This is a genomic window from Brucella sp. NBRC 14130 (assembly GCF_040371715.1).
In the GTDB taxonomy this organism is placed as follows: domain Bacteria; phylum Pseudomonadota; class Alphaproteobacteria; order Rhizobiales; family Rhizobiaceae; genus Brucella; species Brucella intermedia.
On the sequence record NZ_BAABTE010000002.1, the window covers coordinates 517,650 to 532,109 of the forward strand.

The following is a 14,460-nucleotide window of genomic DNA, read 5'->3' on the forward strand; positions in this document are numbered from 1 at the left end:
TCCTACAGCTTCCCGTTGATTTTTGCATTGAAGCCGTAGACCTCGCGGTCACCAGCCAGCGCGACCAGTTCGACTTCACGGTCCTGCCCGGGCTCGAACCGCACGGCGGTCCCAGCCGGAATATTGAGGCGGAAGCCCCTCGCCCGTTCCCGGTCGAAGTCAAGAGCCTCGTTCGTCTCGTAGAAATGATAATGCGACCCGACCTGTATCGGCCTGTCGCCAGTGTTCGCCACGGCGATGACGCGGGTTTCACGACCGTCATTGAGTTCGATCGTCCCGTCTTCGATGAAATATTCACCCGGTATCATGATCGTCTCCTCAAGCGCATCCCGATATGTTCAAGATGCGCGTTAAAGCAAAAGCCCAAACGTTCCCGGCAGTGCGGGAGATGTTCTACGGAATTGGATTGTGAACGGTCACAAGCTTGGTACCGTCCGGAAAGGTGGCTTCCACCTGAATGTCATGGATCATTTCGGGCACCCCCTCCATCACCTCATCGCGGGTGAGCAGGGTGGCTCCGTAGGACATGAGTTCCGCAACCGTCTTGCCGTCGCGGGCTCCCTCCAGAATTTCGGCGGAGATGAAAGCCACGACTTCGGGATAATTGAGTTTCAGCCCTCTGGCCCTTCGTCGTTCCGCAACCAGTGCTGCGGTGAAAATCAGAAGTTTGTCCTTTTCACGTGGCAATAGTTCCATTTGTAGGCCCTCTCAAAGTCATTATGTTGCCCATATGCGTGGTGCAGCCGCCGGTTTTCCCAATCCGGTTTCGCGGATGACTTCCCAGGCTTTGCGAAACAGTGCTTTGGCTTCCGACATGCGTCCACCGAGATAGCGACAGACGATCACCCGCTCGAGCTGCGATACCGAAAAGAGATTTTTTCCTGCATCGCCGAGTGCTTCGCGAATGCGCTGAAGTGTGTTTTCATGCGCCGGACCGGCATAAACCATCGTTGCGACGATGGGACTGGCGCAGAATGCAAAGGCCGCATTCATTGCCTGGTCGGCACCTTGAAGGCGAAACTGCTCGAACCAGATCGGCCTTCCGTCCCGAAATATTTCGACCCTCTGGCGAAGCTCGCCCGCATCGAAATTCTCCCGACAGGCGGGCCGTCCGAGACTGACAATGTCCCACCCAAGATAAACTGCGTCTCCGCTCAGGGAGACATGCGTGCTTATGGAAGCCTTCGCGCCATCAAAAACGATTGTTTCCTGCGGGAGATATTCGCATACGCCACCCTCACCCACATTGATCCGCGTGGTCTGGATACTGCGGCCCCGGTCGCTGCGATAGAACTTGGTAGCGCCCGGCGTCGTCAGGACGGCTTTGGAGCCCGGCCCGAGAAAACAGGAAATATCAAGGACATCCTCACCCGCAACACCACCGGGCGGATGAAGAAGATAGACATGTGCGCTTCCGTCTTTCTCGGGATAGAAGGGTTGCTGCACCGCGAGCGGCCCAACGTGGCGACGCCGCATCAGGCGCGTCACTTCATGACTATGCTCGAACCCCAGTTCAAGCTCGGCATGCCAACCCTTGCTCATGAATGCTTGCCACCTCTGCGTTCCCGTAGATTTCGATGCGTTATCGATGTCGAGCAATAAAACGAAGGCAGAATGCAATATTGAGGCAGGATAACCCCACACATCACCGTAGACAAGCTTAATTAGAGACTTGATTGATACGTCCGTCAACTTGATTCAATAGAACACCGCAAAATAACCCATAGTCGAGTTTATATGGATAAAGGGTCATGACGGATGCGAGCGTGTTCATTTTTTGAGCAATCCGCATTTTCGCTGGACAATAGAACGCTCTAACTATTTGTTTCCCCGCATTATCTTCTCTAGCGGATAGCCAATCGGTCAATCACACGTGCAGGCAGGTGAAGAGCCAGCGAGGCCTGCTCGAAAGTACCCTGGCCTGCTGCGAGGAATGTATCGTCCATGCCTGCATATTCGTCCGTGATAAGCCTGCGCAGCAGATGGCCCGAGCCCAGAAACTTGATCAGCGTATTTGAACTTGCAAACAGGCTGTGGCCGCCGCTGTCGACTTCGGAAATATCAAGAACCTGAATATTCTTGTTCTGCAGGAAAGCAATGTCGAAACCACTGCCGACCCGCGGCGCTCCACCGGCCAGCCTCCGGGAGATGTCCAGCGCCCGGTCGCGTCGGGATACGATGATGGTAAAGGGCTGGGGCAGATAATCGATATCGTCAATCTGGCTGCGGAAAAGATCGGGATCGAGATCGGGGGCAGCAAGAAGCACACCCTTGATGCGTTTCAGCACGTCGCGGCGCTTGTCGCCAGACAGCGTTCGCAAGGCTTCCATTACGACCACCGCGCCCATGGAATGGCCGACGATGACGATGCCGTTGGCTTTGGTCTGCGCCGCCAGCGCTAACGTTTCCGCCAATCCCCTGCGCGCGATGATGGCGCTGTCGCGGTCATACAGGTATCGCGTAAACGACGCGGCGGATGCCCACGAAAAATGAACCGGCACCGATGTGACGCCATAGTCGTGAACGATCTGCCCATTGCGAAACAGTCCTTCGGCAAAGTTGTTGTTATAGCCGTGGACGAAAATGAATATTTCGCGTTGCGCGGCGGGGCGGTTCGCCAGACGCCGGTTCAGCTCGGCGACCATTGCGCGCCGGTCCGGCAACGGCACATAGTTTGACGCCATGAAATGTCGGCGGGGATCGGGGTTCACCGATGATGTTTCAACATTTCCCGGACGGTGCATTTCAGGAATATGGACGTCTATGGTCGAGAGTTTCAGCGTTTGGGATCTGTCGCGGGAATAGGCAATAGCTGGATCGTCTATACGCTCCCGAACCGTCGCAACAGCGAAGGGAACCACCGCGCCGGAATGGGTCTCGCCCGCCACATCCCTTCCCAGCCCGGTGACAGCCCTGTTACCGGCGCATCCCGCGGTGGCAAGCAAAACAAGTGCGAGGATGAAAACCTGCTTCAATTCACGCCCTCGCTCGATAGAACCGAATGCGCTCACATGGGTTCGCCCTTCCGCTCTACCTGATTGTCTTTTCGCATTTCTTCCGCGTCGGGCGTTTCCACCTGACTGCAAAATGCTGTCAAGACGGGTCTCGGCAGCGCCATGTTACGAGGTTGCCGGCAACGCTCCTTCCAGCGCTTCCTTCAGGCGTTTTTCCTGCTCAACAGACAAGGATGTTTTCAACACCCTGCCCCGCAGGTCAGGGAAATCCGCCATGACCCTGTCCCACTGAATCTTGCGCAGGAGGACAAACAGGGCCGACGAGTTTTCCGGAATTGTCTCACCAAGCGACACGATGAACTTGTCATCGATCCCGTAGTCGGCGAGCGAACCCGACAAGGCTCCTGCCCCGGCTCCCACCGCCCCGCCAAGAGCCATGCCGGCAAGCGGGTTGAGGAATATAAGCCCGACCAGTCCGCCCCATATCGCACCGGAAAGCAATCCCGACCCTGCGCCCATGGCGAGCATATTGTACTTCTGTTTGAGATGAACCTTGCCTTGTTCGTCACGAACGACGATCACAGCGTCTTCGAGATCGACGAGATATTCCTTTTGAAGCTGGTTGAGCTTCAAAAGCACGGCGTCCGCCTCTCCGACGGTATCAAACCCAATAACGACCAGTTCCGACACAGCAGTGTTCCTTTCTTGATAACCAAAAATGATGACGCCGCAAGGATCAGCGACGCCATCTCACAGGGCGAACATTGGTTATTCTGCCGTCTCTGGCCCGAACCGTGACGTCGTAGGTTCTGCGCTGCCTGTCACCCCGGTAAAGAAAGTGGCTGCCGCGGCAATCCAGGGCGCGAACGTTGCGGAAGCCGCGCATCCTGAGGAGTCTGACGCCATCGGAGCAACGTATTCTGTGACCGTTGTTGATCCGCACGCCTACGGTAGCCGAGCGGCTCTGGCTGAATGCGGGAACAGTCTCGGCAACGGTTGCGACGGAAAAGAAGGCGGTGAATGCAAGAATAGCGGTTAATGAATGCAGTTTCATGTTTCCCTCCAAGTAACAAAGAACCACAAACTCACAAGCCAAACCGCTTCGCCAATGTCTGTCTGGCGGTCCATGCGGACACCACAAGATCAGGCGACACGGTTCGGGAAAAAATGCCATTCAAACAGTCTTTTGGAGCGCCTTTTGATGCAATCGGATCAAGAGGCGCTCCATAACGGATGCACGGTGCCGGAGCGACCGCGCAGCATCCTTGTCCCCTCAAGGGCGGATCCGGAAATCAGTGTTTCATAGCGTTCTGGAGTATTTCCGGTTCCCGCTTTCGGGAGATATGCTCTAGCGGCAGCGTGCTTCAAAAACGCGGCCGTGGCGATCGCGATAACGGCAGTACTGCACACCGTTGCGGGTCTGGGCGACGCCCACCAGCGTGCCTGCTGCTGCACCGATAGCTGCGCCGGTCAGCGCGCCGCGTGTATCGCCACCGATGGCCGCTCCGGCAAGACCGCCAATAGCGGCGCCGCCGAGACCATAGCCGGCTGTTCTTCGTTCATCTGTCGTGCACCCGCTGGCGGTGGCTCCTATTACGGCCATCGTCACGACGCTGTACAGGATCATTCTCATCGAAATATCCTTCCCATTTGGATGATGCGCTTTACCGCAGAATACATAGGCCGCATCTTGAAAGGTCAAGATATGGGACGGGTGCCGGATAGCAATTTCTATCCCACAACTTTCAAAGCTGCTCGCGAGAAAAGCCGAATATTTCCGCAAACCAGCTCGTGGCGGAGTATTGCGCGCAGAAAGTCAGGGCAACGATAGTGATCGGTACGCCGATGAACGCTCCGAAGACGCCCCACAGGGAACCCCATGCGAAAACGGAAAAGAGCGTTGCGAAGGGGGACAGGGAAATCGTCTTTCCCGTCAGCCGGGGCTCGATCACGCTTCCAATGACGGACTGCACGATGTTCAGACCGATAAAGACCATGAGCGCCATCTGCCAGTTGGCAAAATGCGTGAACGCAAAGGCGGTAATCAAGAGGGTGGCGACCAGCGGCCCGAGAAACGGGATGAAATTGAGAATGAACGCTACAAATCCCCACGTTTCGGCAAATGGCAGACCGACCAGCCAGGTCAGGAGCCAGACGAAGGAACCCGTCGCAATGCTCATCAGCGCCCTGAGCACCATGTAGAACCGGATTTTGGCTGCTGCCGACCGGCTGGCGCGCAGAAACGCGGTCGCAGCCGCCTGATCTTTCAACTGCCTGATCCGCGCCCCGAACTCCTCGGTTTCCGCCAGCCCCAACAGTACATAGACCAGCGCCACGATCCAGAAGCTGAACGTATTGTTGAGGCGGCTTCCTATCGTCTGGAGCGTTCGCAAAGTCCAGCTGACGCTGAAATTCTCCGACAACAGGACCGATGCGGCAATCCCATGCCCGTCGAGCCAGGTTCTGAGCTGTTCATAGAGCAACTGGTATCGCACTGCGTCGATCACTATCCGGCGTCCCACCTGCCCGACTGTCCAGGCGATCAGCCATCCAAAACCGAGCAGAAGACAGACGACCAGAAGAAAAGTGATCGCCAATGCAACATAGCGCGGCATGATCAACGAAAGTGCCCGCTGGATCGGCCAGACGAGCATGATGATGAACAGCGCGAAAACGACCGGCGCAAAGACCGCGCTGCCATAATGGAGCATTGCAATCAGCACGCATCCCGCGATCAGGATCAGGGCTGCATTGCCAGCTTTCAGCATAGGACCTCCCTGACCCGAGGACGAAACGAGCTTATGATTTCAGGGTATTCTTGTGAATCTGCCCATCCTTCATGATGATCGCCAGCGTTTCTTCCGGCTTTTCCAGCACATGAATGTCGTCGAGCGGATTCTCGTTCAGCACCAGAAGATCGGCAAAAGCACCGTGCTCTATAAGACCGAGCTTGCCGGGATAGGGATTGCGCAGATTGGAAAGCGCGAGAAGTTCGGCATTGACCGATGTGGCCGCACGAAGCACCTCTGCATTCGAGTACCAACGGCTCAAGTGAGTCAGCATGAAATTCTGGCGCGGGGTCAATTCGGGGGAAAACAGAACGTCGGAACCCCAGGCGGTCTTGATCCCGTATTTACGGATAAATTCATAAATTCGCGGCGTACCTGCGAAAAGCTGCTGAATTCGTTCGGCACCGGGGCCTGTCTGCGATGCAGCATCGTCCATCGTCAGGAAAGGCTGGGTGCTCAACCAGACATTTTTTTCCGCAATCATCCGCGCGGTTTCCTCGTCCATCAGATGCGCGTGTTCAACACAGGAAACACCCGCACGTATGGATCGCTGGACTGTATTCGGCGCATAGGCATGAACCGTGACATAGGTGTTCCAGTCCCTTGCCACATCGACCGCAGCGCGTATCTCGTCTTCGCTGAATGTGGACATATCCAGCGGACTGCGCGGCGAGGACACGCCGCCGCCAGCAACGATCTTGATCTGCGATGCGCCCTGCAACAATTGTTCGCGCACACGAAGTTTCAAGCTGCCTGCATCATCGACTATGGCCGAAGCGCCCATCAACTCGCTGGTGCTGAGCTTGCCGCCATCACGCGGTATTTCCGTGGGCAACCGGAGATCGCCGTGGCCACCGGTCGTCGTTATCATCGCGCCTGCCGGAAAGATACGCGGCCCGCTGATAATGCCGGTATCGATCGCGCGCTTGAACGAGAAAGTCGGCCCGCCCATATCGCGCACCGTCGTGAAGCCGCGCAGAAGCGTTCTTTCCGCCTCCGCCGTCGATGCGGCGAAAATAATACCAAGATCACCTTCCAGCAGAACCGGAAGCGGCACCGCCGCATATATGGCATGCCAGTGCGCATCGATCAGCCCCGGCATCAGCACACGGTCGCCGCAATCGATGACCGTCGCTCCATCGGGCGGAGCGCTGTTCGACATATCGACAGCCGCAATGCGATTGCCTTCGACCAGAACCTGTACCCCAGACTTCAGCGTATCCGCCTTGCCGTCGAAAAGCCTTGCCCGCGTCAGCAAAACCTTCGCTGATTGCGCGACGGAGCGATCCGCAACCATCGTTGCGCCGACTGCCGCTGCCACGCCCGTCAGGAAATGCCTTCGGGACAGCCGATCCAGCCGCCGGGAAACCTGCTGCAATATCGGGTTGGAGCAACCGCAGCCGTTGCCGTGAACAAAATGCTGATACTTCCCACCCATTCTAAACATGGCAGCTCCTGCATGAGGCACCGTTGAAGGCAGCTATTTGATGACCTTGAAATAATATACGTCGATGAACCTGCCCCTGACGTCGTTTTCGACGCGGCCCCGGATTTCGATTACATTCCTTGTGCTTATTTCTCGTCCGCGCCAGACTTCCCGCTCAATCCGGACCCTCGTTCTTCCGGTGCGGTCCTGAAAAACATACTCGGCTCTTCGGACATTGCTTTTGATCGACCCCGTAAGCTCGACACGGGTGCCGACCGGCGTCCGGGTAATGACGTCTGCCGTTACTGTATTTCGCGGCCTGAAAGAGTCCAGGAACTGGGCATTTGAAACATCAATGGAGCCAAGGGAAACAAGCCCCAACATCAACGCGAATTGAATCATACGCTGCTTTATCGAGGTCATGAATATTCCCTCCTTATAGCAATGATTGAATTTCTTCTTCCGCAACCAAGAAACTCTGATGAAAATTAGCTTTATCGCAGAAATAAACAAGTCTCTTATTTAAAATATCAAGTACCGTTCGCCTTGAGAAAAACCCTGCCAATATCGATAAAAGCGGCAAATTACGGAACTTTCATACTTCTGCCGGGTTCATTGCATGAAGGAGCCCGCCATGGAACAGGTGCACTGGGATGACGCCGTCATCATCGAAATTGCCGACGGCATCACGCAGTCAGTACGAACGGTAGCGGATGCGGAGAACATATTGTTATCCCAATGGAACCGGTTTGAACTGAACAGCCTCGGGGCCGCTATCAAAGCCTGCCTTCTGTGCTCGCACGACATTACCAGTACAGAAGATGCAAGGCTCGCTTTCCAACGGGCAGCTTCAACGTCCGGCATTCTGGTTTGACGCCAGCCCGACGCGGCAGGCCGAGCGCGTCATGGATGTGCCTTCTCAAGGGAAAGCAGCCACTTCAAGGTGCGTCGTTCCGCACTGTTCAGTTCGGGAGCCATCAGCCGGATGGCCGAAGCCGCCTCTACCTCTGATGCCAACCCACCGGCCAGCCAGTGTTCGGGAACGGCGGGATGGATATAGGACTGCCTGCACACCGCCCTCGTATTGCCGAGCCGTTGCGCAACCTTGTCGATTTCACCGTTCAGCGTCCGCTTTTTTCCACTCTCACTGTCAGGCAGCTCAATGCAGCAAAGCGCCTCCAGCGCTGCTGCCGTTGCAGCCCATGTCCGGAAATGCTTGGACGTAAAGTCAGCCTGCATGATCGTTCGCAGGTAGTCGTTGATATCCTGCGAAGTAACCGCACAGCGGTTTCCTGCATCATCGACATATTGAAACAGCTGCTGTCCCGGCAGTTCCTGTATGGAGCGAACAATACGGGCGATCCGCTTGTCGGAAAGTTTCAGGCTCCACATTTTGCCCGACTTCCCGGTGAAGACCAGCCGCAGGCCCGTGCCATCATCGCGCAGATGCCGGTTGCGCAGCGTGGTTGCGCCGAAACTGTTGTTGCTGCGCGCATAGTCGGGATTTCCGACACGCAGCAGCAGCCGGTCCATCAGCCAGATGACGGTGGCGACAACTTTTTCACGACAGAGCGAGCGCCGTCGCATATCGGCATCGACAGCCTTGCGCAGCCGGCTGAGGGCGCGAGCGAAATCCGGCAGGCTCGAGAATTTCGTTTCGTCCTGCATCGCCATCCATGACGGATGATAACGATACTGCTTTCTTCCGCGCGCATCGCGGCCCGTGGCCTGAATATGTCCACGTTCATCGCAGCATATCCAGACATCGGTCCATGCCGGCGGAATGGCAAGCCGGACGATCCTGTCCCGATCCGCATCGGTGATCGTCTTTCTGTCAAAGCGGACGTATCGAAACCCCGTCCCGCAACGCAGGCGTTTGATACCCGGCGCGGCGTCGCTGATATGAAGCAACCCGTTCCGAGCGACCTCCGTTTCAACTCGCGGCATGGTGGGAGATTTTTCAAGCAATGGGAAACCCCGATCTTATTCTTCCAGCCGGATAACCACGATGAACCTCGACTGGTTCCCGGCTTGTACAAATCCGGTCCGGAACCATCTGGCCGCCAGCCGGTTATCCTGTTCTCCGGAGGATCAGATCGTGCCCCACAGTTTCTGGAAAGGTTATCTCAAACTTTCGCTCGTCACCTGTGCGGTGGAACTGACGCCTGCGACCAGCGAAAGCGAGAAAGTGCGCTTTCACACCCTCAATGCCGAGACCGGGAACCGGGTGATAAGCCGATATGTGGATTCGGTCACGCACAAGCCCGTGCGCGACGACGACGAGGTCAGGGGGTTCGAGAAGGACGATGGCAGCTATATCGTCCTTGAGGAGGATGAGCTTGAGGCCGTGGCGCTAGAGAGCACCAGAACGATCGACATCGACAAGTTCGTGCCGCGCGACAGCATCGGCTGGATCTGGTACGACAAGCCGCATTATCTCGCTCCTTCCGACAAGGTGGGCCAGGAAGCCTTTTCGGTCATTCGGGAGGCGATGGAAAAAAGCTCGGTCTCCGGTCTCGCCCGCCTCGTCATGTACCGGCGTGAGAGAGCCGTGCTGCTCGAACCGCGGGGTCCGGGAATTGTCCTGTGGACATTGCGTTTCGGCGATGAAGTGCGCAATGCCGACGACTATTTTTCAGCGATTGAGGAAGGCAAACTGGACACGAAGCTGCTTTCGATGGTCCGCAAGCTCATCAAGGACAAGACGGAAGACTGGAACCCGGACTTCCTTCAGGACCCTGTACAGAAAAACCTTCAGTCCATGATCACTGCCAAAAAGAAGAAGAAACCGGCAACAAGTCCGAAATCCCGGAAGACGGAACCGGCAAGCGGGGGGAATGTGATCAATATCATGGACGCGTTGCGCAAGAGTCTCGCCAAGGAAGGCAAGAAGTCGTAGGCAAAAAATCATAGGGCGGACGCGTTTCAGCTGTTAGTCGTCACCCGCCTTGCTTCTTCATTTTCGGCAGCGGCGTTTCGGCACTGCGAAAATCCTGCCAGGGATCGCTTTTCAGCGCAGCCAACCGGGTTGGCGTGTTGAGAATGGTAAAATGCGCAGGGCCTATGGCCGGAGTGACTTCCTCCCAGGCGAGCGGCATGGAAACTCCGGCACCGGGGCGCGCGCGGGGAGAATAAGGGGCTACGGCCGTCATACCGCGCTGATTGCGCAGATAATCGATAAGAATCTTGCCTTTGCGCTTGGCCTTGGAAATCGTGGATACATAACGATCCGGGCTGTCCGCAGCCATCTGGTCGGCGATGGCCTTGGTAAAGCTTTTCAGCGTGTCCCAGTCAGCTTTCGGCTTCAGCGGCACCACCACATGCAGACCCTTCCCGCCGGAAGTTTTGACAAAGGTCGTCAATCCCAGTTTTTCCAGACGTTCCCGGGTCTCGGTAGCGGCTTCAATCACGCGCGGCCAGGATACCCCTTCGCCCGGATCGAGATCCATCGTCAGCGTATCGGGCAGCTCCCAGTTCTTGAGCGTTGAACCCCAAGGGTGAATTTCCAGTGTCCCCGCTTGTACCAGACCGATCAGCCCATTGAAGTCCCGGATGCTGATATAGGGTTCCTCGTCCTTGTCCTTCGGGTCCTGAACTTCGACAATATACTCGTTCAACCCTTTCCATGCATGTTTCTGAAAGAAGAATTCTCCCTCGATACCGGTCGGACAGCGCAGCAACGCCAAAGGGCGATTGACGATGAAAGGCTCAATGCGAGGCCAGACCTCGGCATAATAATCGGCGAGCCCCTGTTTGGTGACGCCTTCGCCCGGCCAGTAGACCCGGTCGGGATGAGTAAGCTTCACATCGATCTTCTGGGTATCCTTGTCGGAAACACGAGCTGGCACGTTTTGCTCCTCCCATCTGACATCGCTGGCGGCCTTATCCTCGCGCAGCCCCCTGAAGGAAGCGTGGCGCAATCGCTTGTCGGCGGTCCAGGCGCGAAACTCGATCTCGGCCACCAGCTGCGGCTTGACGAACTTCGCGCCGCGCCTTTCATCTGCTGTCAACGGCACTGCGAAAGGGCTTTCGTCCAACCGCATGGCATACAGTCGTTTGTAGAGTTCCTTGGCGACCTTGACCGAAAAGCCCGTTCCAACCCGCCCCACCGGAACCAGCCCCTTTTTATCCTGGACGCCCAGGAGCAGCGAGCCAATCGCCCCTCTTGTTGCCGTTGAAGGAACATAGCCCGCAATTACAAATTCCTGCCGTCCAATGCATTTGGACTTGCGCCAGTCGTTGCTGCGTCCGCTTCTGTAGGCTGCATCCTTGAGCTTCGACACAATCCCCTCGAGACCAAGTCCGCACGCGTTCTCCCATACCGCCGCACCGTCAGCATCAAAGGCCTCGCTGAAACGCAGAGTGGACGACGCTTTGGAAAGCAGTTTTTCGAGCAGCTTTTTGCGCTCAACCAGCGGTGTCTGGCGTAGGTCGTTGCCGTCCACATGAAGAAGATCAAAGAGATAGTAGGTGAAACGATCTGACCGCCCCTCGCTCAAATCTTCCTGCAGGGCAGAAAAATCGGACAGTCCCGACTGATTTTCGACAACTATCTCGCCATCGAAAATGGCTTCGTCCACGCCTGTTCCTACAAGATCGGCGACGATCTGCTGACCGAATTTTTCGGTCCAATCCAGCCCGCCGCGCGAATAAAGCTTGACCTCGCCCTGCGCAACATGGGCCTGGACACGATAGCCGTCGAACTTTATCTCGTGGAGCCAGCGGTCTCCTTCAGGTGCAGCCGGTACGAGCGTAGCGAGTTCGGGTTCGATAAAATCCGGCATTGCTCGCTTCTGGCTGTTCGTGGGACGTGAGGCCGCAGGTTTCTTTGCGGGGGCTGGTTTCTTCTTGATGCGACCGGTTTTCGATGACCACCCCGGCTCTTCATCCTCAACATCGGCGATTACGCGACCGGTTTTTACCGATTCAGGCTTTTCCTCGAGAATGTCAGGCTCATCGGGTTCGCGGGCGAACTCATCCTCTCCCTTGATGAGAAGCCAGTTCTCCCGCTTCTCGCCCGGCTTTCCGTGCATGCGGACCAGATGCCATCGCCCTTTAAGTTTTTCTCCGGTGAGTTCAAACTCCAGATGCCCTTTCTTGTATTGCTTATGTGCATCGCCGGTGGATTTCCAACGCCCCGTATCCCAGACGATTACCGTGCCGCCGCCATATTCGCCCTTGGGTATCGTGCCTTCGAAGCCCGCATATTCGAGAGGATGATCCTCGACATGCACCGCGAGGCGCTTTTCGCCGGGAACGAGGCTTGGACCCCGCGTCACGGCCCAGCTTTTCAGGACGCCGTCCATTTCGAGGCGAAAGTCATAATGCAGCCTGCGCGCATCATGTTTCTGCACGACGAAGAGATCACCTTTCGCCCGTGCAGACTTGCCCCTCGGCTCGTTGGTCAGGGTGAAATCGCGTTTCTTGCGGTAGGTTTCGAGTGGCTGTCCCATGATCACCCTGCCCTCTTGCGAGACTTCACGCCAGATTCAGTTCGCGACTTCGGCTTGCCTTTTTTTGCTTTGGCTGGCGTTCGCCCGCCCCCGTCGAGGCCCGCGCTCTTGCGAAGAGCCTCCTTCAGATCGATAACGTCTGCGGTCTTCGGCGCAGCCGGTTTCCTGAGCGGCTTGCCTTCAATCTTTGCCTTGATCAAATCTGCCAGAGCGGCATCGTAACGGTCGTCGAAGCTTGCAGGGTCAAAGCTACCCATCTTGGTATCGATGATGTGTTTCGCCAGATCGAGCATTTCCCGATCGAACTTGAAGGAGCCAAGATCAGCGAATGCCTCCGCCGCAGCGCGTACCTCGTACTGGAAATTGAGCGTAGTGGCGATCAAGCCCTGATTGTCGGGACGGATGAGAATCTGTCGCGCGCGGCGAAAAAGGACAGCCTCTGCAATCGCCGCCACCTTTTCAGCTTTCATGCCCTCACGCACGAGCGTGAAACTTTCGTCATCTCCCGCAGGTGCCAGATAATATGGCCGGTCAAGATAAACATCGTCGATCTCGTCGCATTTGACGAAACGGGTGACATTGAGTGTCTTGTTGCTTTCGGGAATGGCCGAGGCGATTTCCTCTTCGTCGAAACTCAAATAGGAGCCGGACGAAACCTCGTAACCCTTGACCTGGTTATCGCGCGACACAGGCTTGCCCGTGTCGCTGTCCACGAACTCCCGGCTGAGCCGGTTTCCGGTCTTGCGATTGATAAGATGAAACGAAACGCGCTCTGAAGTCGATGCTGCCGTGTACAGTGCGACAGGGCACAAAAGCTGCTCGATCTTCAGTTGGCCTTTCCAATTTGCACGGGGTGCCATCGATTGTCTAGCTTCCCTCACGCGCCATCTTCATGCCGGGTCGTTCCCCCGGTACGCTTGAGATAGTGCGCATAGGCGAACCCGCCTGCGAGAAGTGCTGGCAGTCCGATCAAGACGATCCAAAACAAGAATCCACCCAATTTGCCCTCCTGCGCTCTCGGCTGGCGATGCCGGTCACGGCATCTGATTGCTAGGGAGGACAACTCATGAACGGCACGAATTGTTCCGACACCCTTCGCGGGCTCGGTCACTTCGCTCACCAAGGGCGGTCGCCGTGGTGAAGCGCGATGAGTTCAACTCACAGGGGCCTTGGGGCTTCTGTTTCCGTTGCCAGCTTTTCAATCCTATTATCGATATCGGCGTCGTCGTATGAGAAGCCGCTTTCCGTGGATGAGCAACCATATGTCCGCCTGGAAGCCTGAAACTCTCGCAAAGCGCGCTCCTTTTCACCGAGAGCTTCCAAGGTCGCTCCGCGCAAAGCCCTTATCTGACGGCATAAATTATACCGGTCAGTGGCACCGTCGAGGTAATACAGCGCCTGTGGTCTGCCCCCTGAAAAGTGATCCTTCATGAAGTATGGCTTATGAGCCGTAGAAGGACATTGAAATGGCAGCGAAAAGACATAAGGCAGAAGAGATTGTCACGAAGCTTCGTCAGGTTGACGTGCTGAATGCGCAAGGAAAATCGATGGCGGAAGCGATCCGGTCGATAGGTGTTACAGAAGTTACATATTACCGATGGCGTTCCGAATACGGTGGATTGAAGGGCGATCAGGTAAAGCGGCTAAAGGAACTGGAGGCAGAGAATGCCCGGCTGAGGCGGGCTGTTTCTGATCTCACGCTGGATAAGATGATCCTTGCCGAGGCCGCCAAGGGAAACTTCTGAGCCCCGCCCGTCGCCGCGCTTGCGTGGACCATGTGATCGATGAACTGAAGGTGTCCGAGAGACGGGCGTGCCGAGTCTTGGGTCAGCATCGTT

The 14,460-nt window shown here is 56.4% G+C and carries 16 protein-coding genes and 1 pseudogene; 3 read left to right on the top strand and 14 right to left on the bottom strand.

Annotated elements, in window-relative coordinates; translation table 11 throughout:
- Window positions 1-2: 2 nt before the first annotated feature.
- From ABWW28_RS06115 to ABWW28_RS06160, 10 genes are all read right to left on the bottom strand, one after another.
- Window positions 3-308 (bottom strand): urease subunit beta, encoded by a 306-nt coding sequence (locus tag ABWW28_RS06115; RefSeq protein ID WP_006466549.1) that lies wholly within the window; start codon window positions 306-308, stop codon window positions 3-5.
- A gap of 85 nt (window positions 309-393) precedes the next feature.
- A complete protein-coding gene (ureA, locus tag ABWW28_RS06120; RefSeq protein WP_006466548.1) occupies window positions 394-696 on the bottom strand; it encodes an urease subunit gamma in 303 nt (100 codons plus the stop codon).
- A 21-nt stretch (window positions 697-717) separates the two neighbouring features.
- Window positions 718-1,542, bottom strand: a complete 825-nt coding sequence (locus tag ABWW28_RS06125; protein ID WP_112702333.1) for an urease accessory protein UreD — start codon at window positions 1,540-1,542, stop codon at window positions 718-720.
- Window positions 1,543-1,844: 302 nt separating this feature from the next.
- Window positions 1,845-3,011 (bottom strand): alpha/beta hydrolase, encoded by a 1,167-nt coding sequence (locus ABWW28_RS06130; RefSeq protein ID WP_353390541.1) that lies wholly within the window; start codon window positions 3,009-3,011, stop codon window positions 1,845-1,847.
- 108 nt (window positions 3,012-3,119) lie between these two features.
- The gene (locus tag ABWW28_RS06135; RefSeq protein WP_006466545.1) at window positions 3,120-3,644 is read right to left on the bottom strand and encodes a DUF1269 domain-containing protein; all 525 of its coding nucleotides are present in this window, start codon (window positions 3,642-3,644) and stop codon (window positions 3,120-3,122) included.
- Window positions 3,645-3,690: 46 nt separating this feature from the next.
- Window positions 3,691-4,008 (bottom strand): hypothetical protein, encoded by a 318-nt coding sequence (locus ABWW28_RS06140; RefSeq protein WP_075041648.1) that lies wholly within the window; start codon window positions 4,006-4,008, stop codon window positions 3,691-3,693.
- A gap of 294 nt (window positions 4,009-4,302) precedes the next feature.
- Entirely contained in the window at window positions 4,303-4,587 is a 285-nt protein-coding gene (locus ABWW28_RS06145; RefSeq protein ID WP_006472829.1) for a YMGG-like glycine zipper-containing protein, read from the bottom strand.
- 112 nt (window positions 4,588-4,699) lie between these two features.
- Window positions 4,700-5,722, bottom strand: coding sequence for an AI-2E family transporter (locus tag ABWW28_RS06150; RefSeq protein WP_006466543.1), 1,023 nt, complete (start codon window positions 5,720-5,722; stop codon window positions 4,700-4,702).
- A gap of 31 nt (window positions 5,723-5,753) precedes the next feature.
- On the bottom strand, window positions 5,754-7,190 hold the full coding sequence (locus ABWW28_RS06155) for a metal-dependent hydrolase family protein (protein WP_025091391.1): 1,437 nt from the start codon (window positions 7,188-7,190) through the stop codon (window positions 5,754-5,756).
- Between the two features lie 33 nt (window positions 7,191-7,223).
- Window positions 7,224-7,592, bottom strand: a complete 369-nt coding sequence (locus ABWW28_RS06160) for a NirD/YgiW/YdeI family stress tolerance protein (protein WP_006472827.1) — start codon at window positions 7,590-7,592, stop codon at window positions 7,224-7,226.
- Between the two features lie 211 nt (window positions 7,593-7,803).
- Here ABWW28_RS06160 and ABWW28_RS06165 point away from each other — a divergent pair, with 211 nt between their 5' ends.
- On the top strand, window positions 7,804-8,043 hold the full coding sequence (locus ABWW28_RS06165; RefSeq protein ID WP_006472826.1) for a DUF982 domain-containing protein: 240 nt from the start codon (window positions 7,804-7,806) through the stop codon (window positions 8,041-8,043).
- 29 nt (window positions 8,044-8,072) lie between these two features.
- Here the strand turns inward: ABWW28_RS06165 and ABWW28_RS06170 are convergent, their stop codons facing one another.
- Window positions 8,073-9,116, bottom strand: coding sequence for a DNA topoisomerase IB (locus tag ABWW28_RS06170; protein WP_006472825.1), 1,044 nt, complete (start codon window positions 9,114-9,116; stop codon window positions 8,073-8,075).
- A 151-nt stretch (window positions 9,117-9,267) separates the two neighbouring features.
- On the opposite strand from ABWW28_RS06170, the gene ku (ABWW28_RS06175) reads away from it, so the two are divergent.
- Window positions 9,268-10,068 (top strand): non-homologous end joining protein Ku, encoded by an 801-nt coding sequence (ku, locus tag ABWW28_RS06175; RefSeq protein WP_353390545.1) that lies wholly within the window; start codon window positions 9,268-9,270, stop codon window positions 10,066-10,068.
- A 40-nt stretch (window positions 10,069-10,108) separates the two neighbouring features.
- On the opposite strand, the gene ligD is transcribed toward ku (ABWW28_RS06175), so the two are convergent.
- Genes ligD through ABWW28_RS06190 form a run of 3 tightly spaced genes read right to left on the bottom strand, consistent with a single transcriptional unit; the run spans window position 10,109 to window position 13,622 of the window.
- Entirely contained in the window at window positions 10,109-12,622 is a 2,514-nt protein-coding gene (gene ligD, locus ABWW28_RS06180; protein WP_353390547.1) for a DNA ligase D, read from the bottom strand.
- 2 nt (window positions 12,623-12,624) lie between these two features.
- Window positions 12,625-13,482 carry a non-homologous end joining protein Ku gene (gene ku, locus ABWW28_RS06185; RefSeq protein ID WP_100651285.1) on the bottom strand — a complete coding sequence of 286 codons (858 nt, stop codon included), beginning with the start codon at window positions 13,480-13,482 and terminating at the stop codon, window positions 12,625-12,627.
- A gap of 17 nt (window positions 13,483-13,499) precedes the next feature.
- Window positions 13,500-13,622 (bottom strand): hypothetical protein, encoded by a 123-nt coding sequence (locus tag ABWW28_RS06190; protein WP_021584956.1) that lies wholly within the window; start codon window positions 13,620-13,622, stop codon window positions 13,500-13,502.
- A gap of 466 nt (window positions 13,623-14,088) precedes the next feature.
- Here ABWW28_RS06190 and ABWW28_RS06195 point away from each other — a divergent pair.
- Window positions 14,089-14,460 (top strand): annotated as a pseudogene (locus ABWW28_RS06195) (transposase); the annotation flags it as partial.

Coding starts and splice junctions, on each gene's coding strand:
- ABWW28_RS06115 (WP_006466549.1), bottom strand. CDS start 308: ATGATACCGGGTGAATATTTCATCGAAGACGGGACGATCGAACTCAAT.
- ureA (WP_006466548.1), bottom strand. CDS start 696: ATGGAACTATTGCCACGTGAAAAGGACAAACTTCTGATTTTCACCGCA.
- ABWW28_RS06125 (WP_112702333.1), bottom strand. CDS start 1,542: ATGAGCAAGGGTTGGCATGCCGAGCTTGAACTGGGGTTCGAGCATAGT.
- ABWW28_RS06140 (WP_075041648.1), bottom strand. CDS start 4,008: ATGAAACTGCATTCATTAACCGCTATTCTTGCATTCACCGCCTTCTTT.
- ABWW28_RS06145 (WP_006472829.1), bottom strand. CDS start 4,587: ATGAGAATGATCCTGTACAGCGTCGTGACGATGGCCGTAATAGGAGCC.
- ABWW28_RS06150 (WP_006466543.1), bottom strand. CDS start 5,722: ATGCTGAAAGCTGGCAATGCAGCCCTGATCCTGATCGCGGGATGCGTG.
- ABWW28_RS06155 (WP_025091391.1), bottom strand. CDS start 7,190: ATGTTTAGAATGGGTGGGAAGTATCAGCATTTTGTTCACGGCAACGGC.
- ABWW28_RS06160 (WP_006472827.1), bottom strand. CDS start 7,592: ATGACCTCGATAAAGCAGCGTATGATTCAATTCGCGTTGATGTTGGGG.
- ABWW28_RS06165 (WP_006472826.1), top strand. CDS start 7,804: ATGGAACAGGTGCACTGGGATGACGCCGTCATCATCGAAATTGCCGAC.
- ABWW28_RS06170 (WP_006472825.1), bottom strand. CDS start 9,116: ATGCCGCGAGTTGAAACGGAGGTCGCTCGGAACGGGTTGCTTCATATC.
- ligD (WP_353390547.1), bottom strand. CDS start 12,622: ATGGGACAGCCACTCGAAACCTACCGCAAGAAACGCGATTTCACCCTG.
- ku (WP_100651285.1), bottom strand. CDS start 13,482: ATGGCACCCCGTGCAAATTGGAAAGGCCAACTGAAGATCGAGCAGCTT.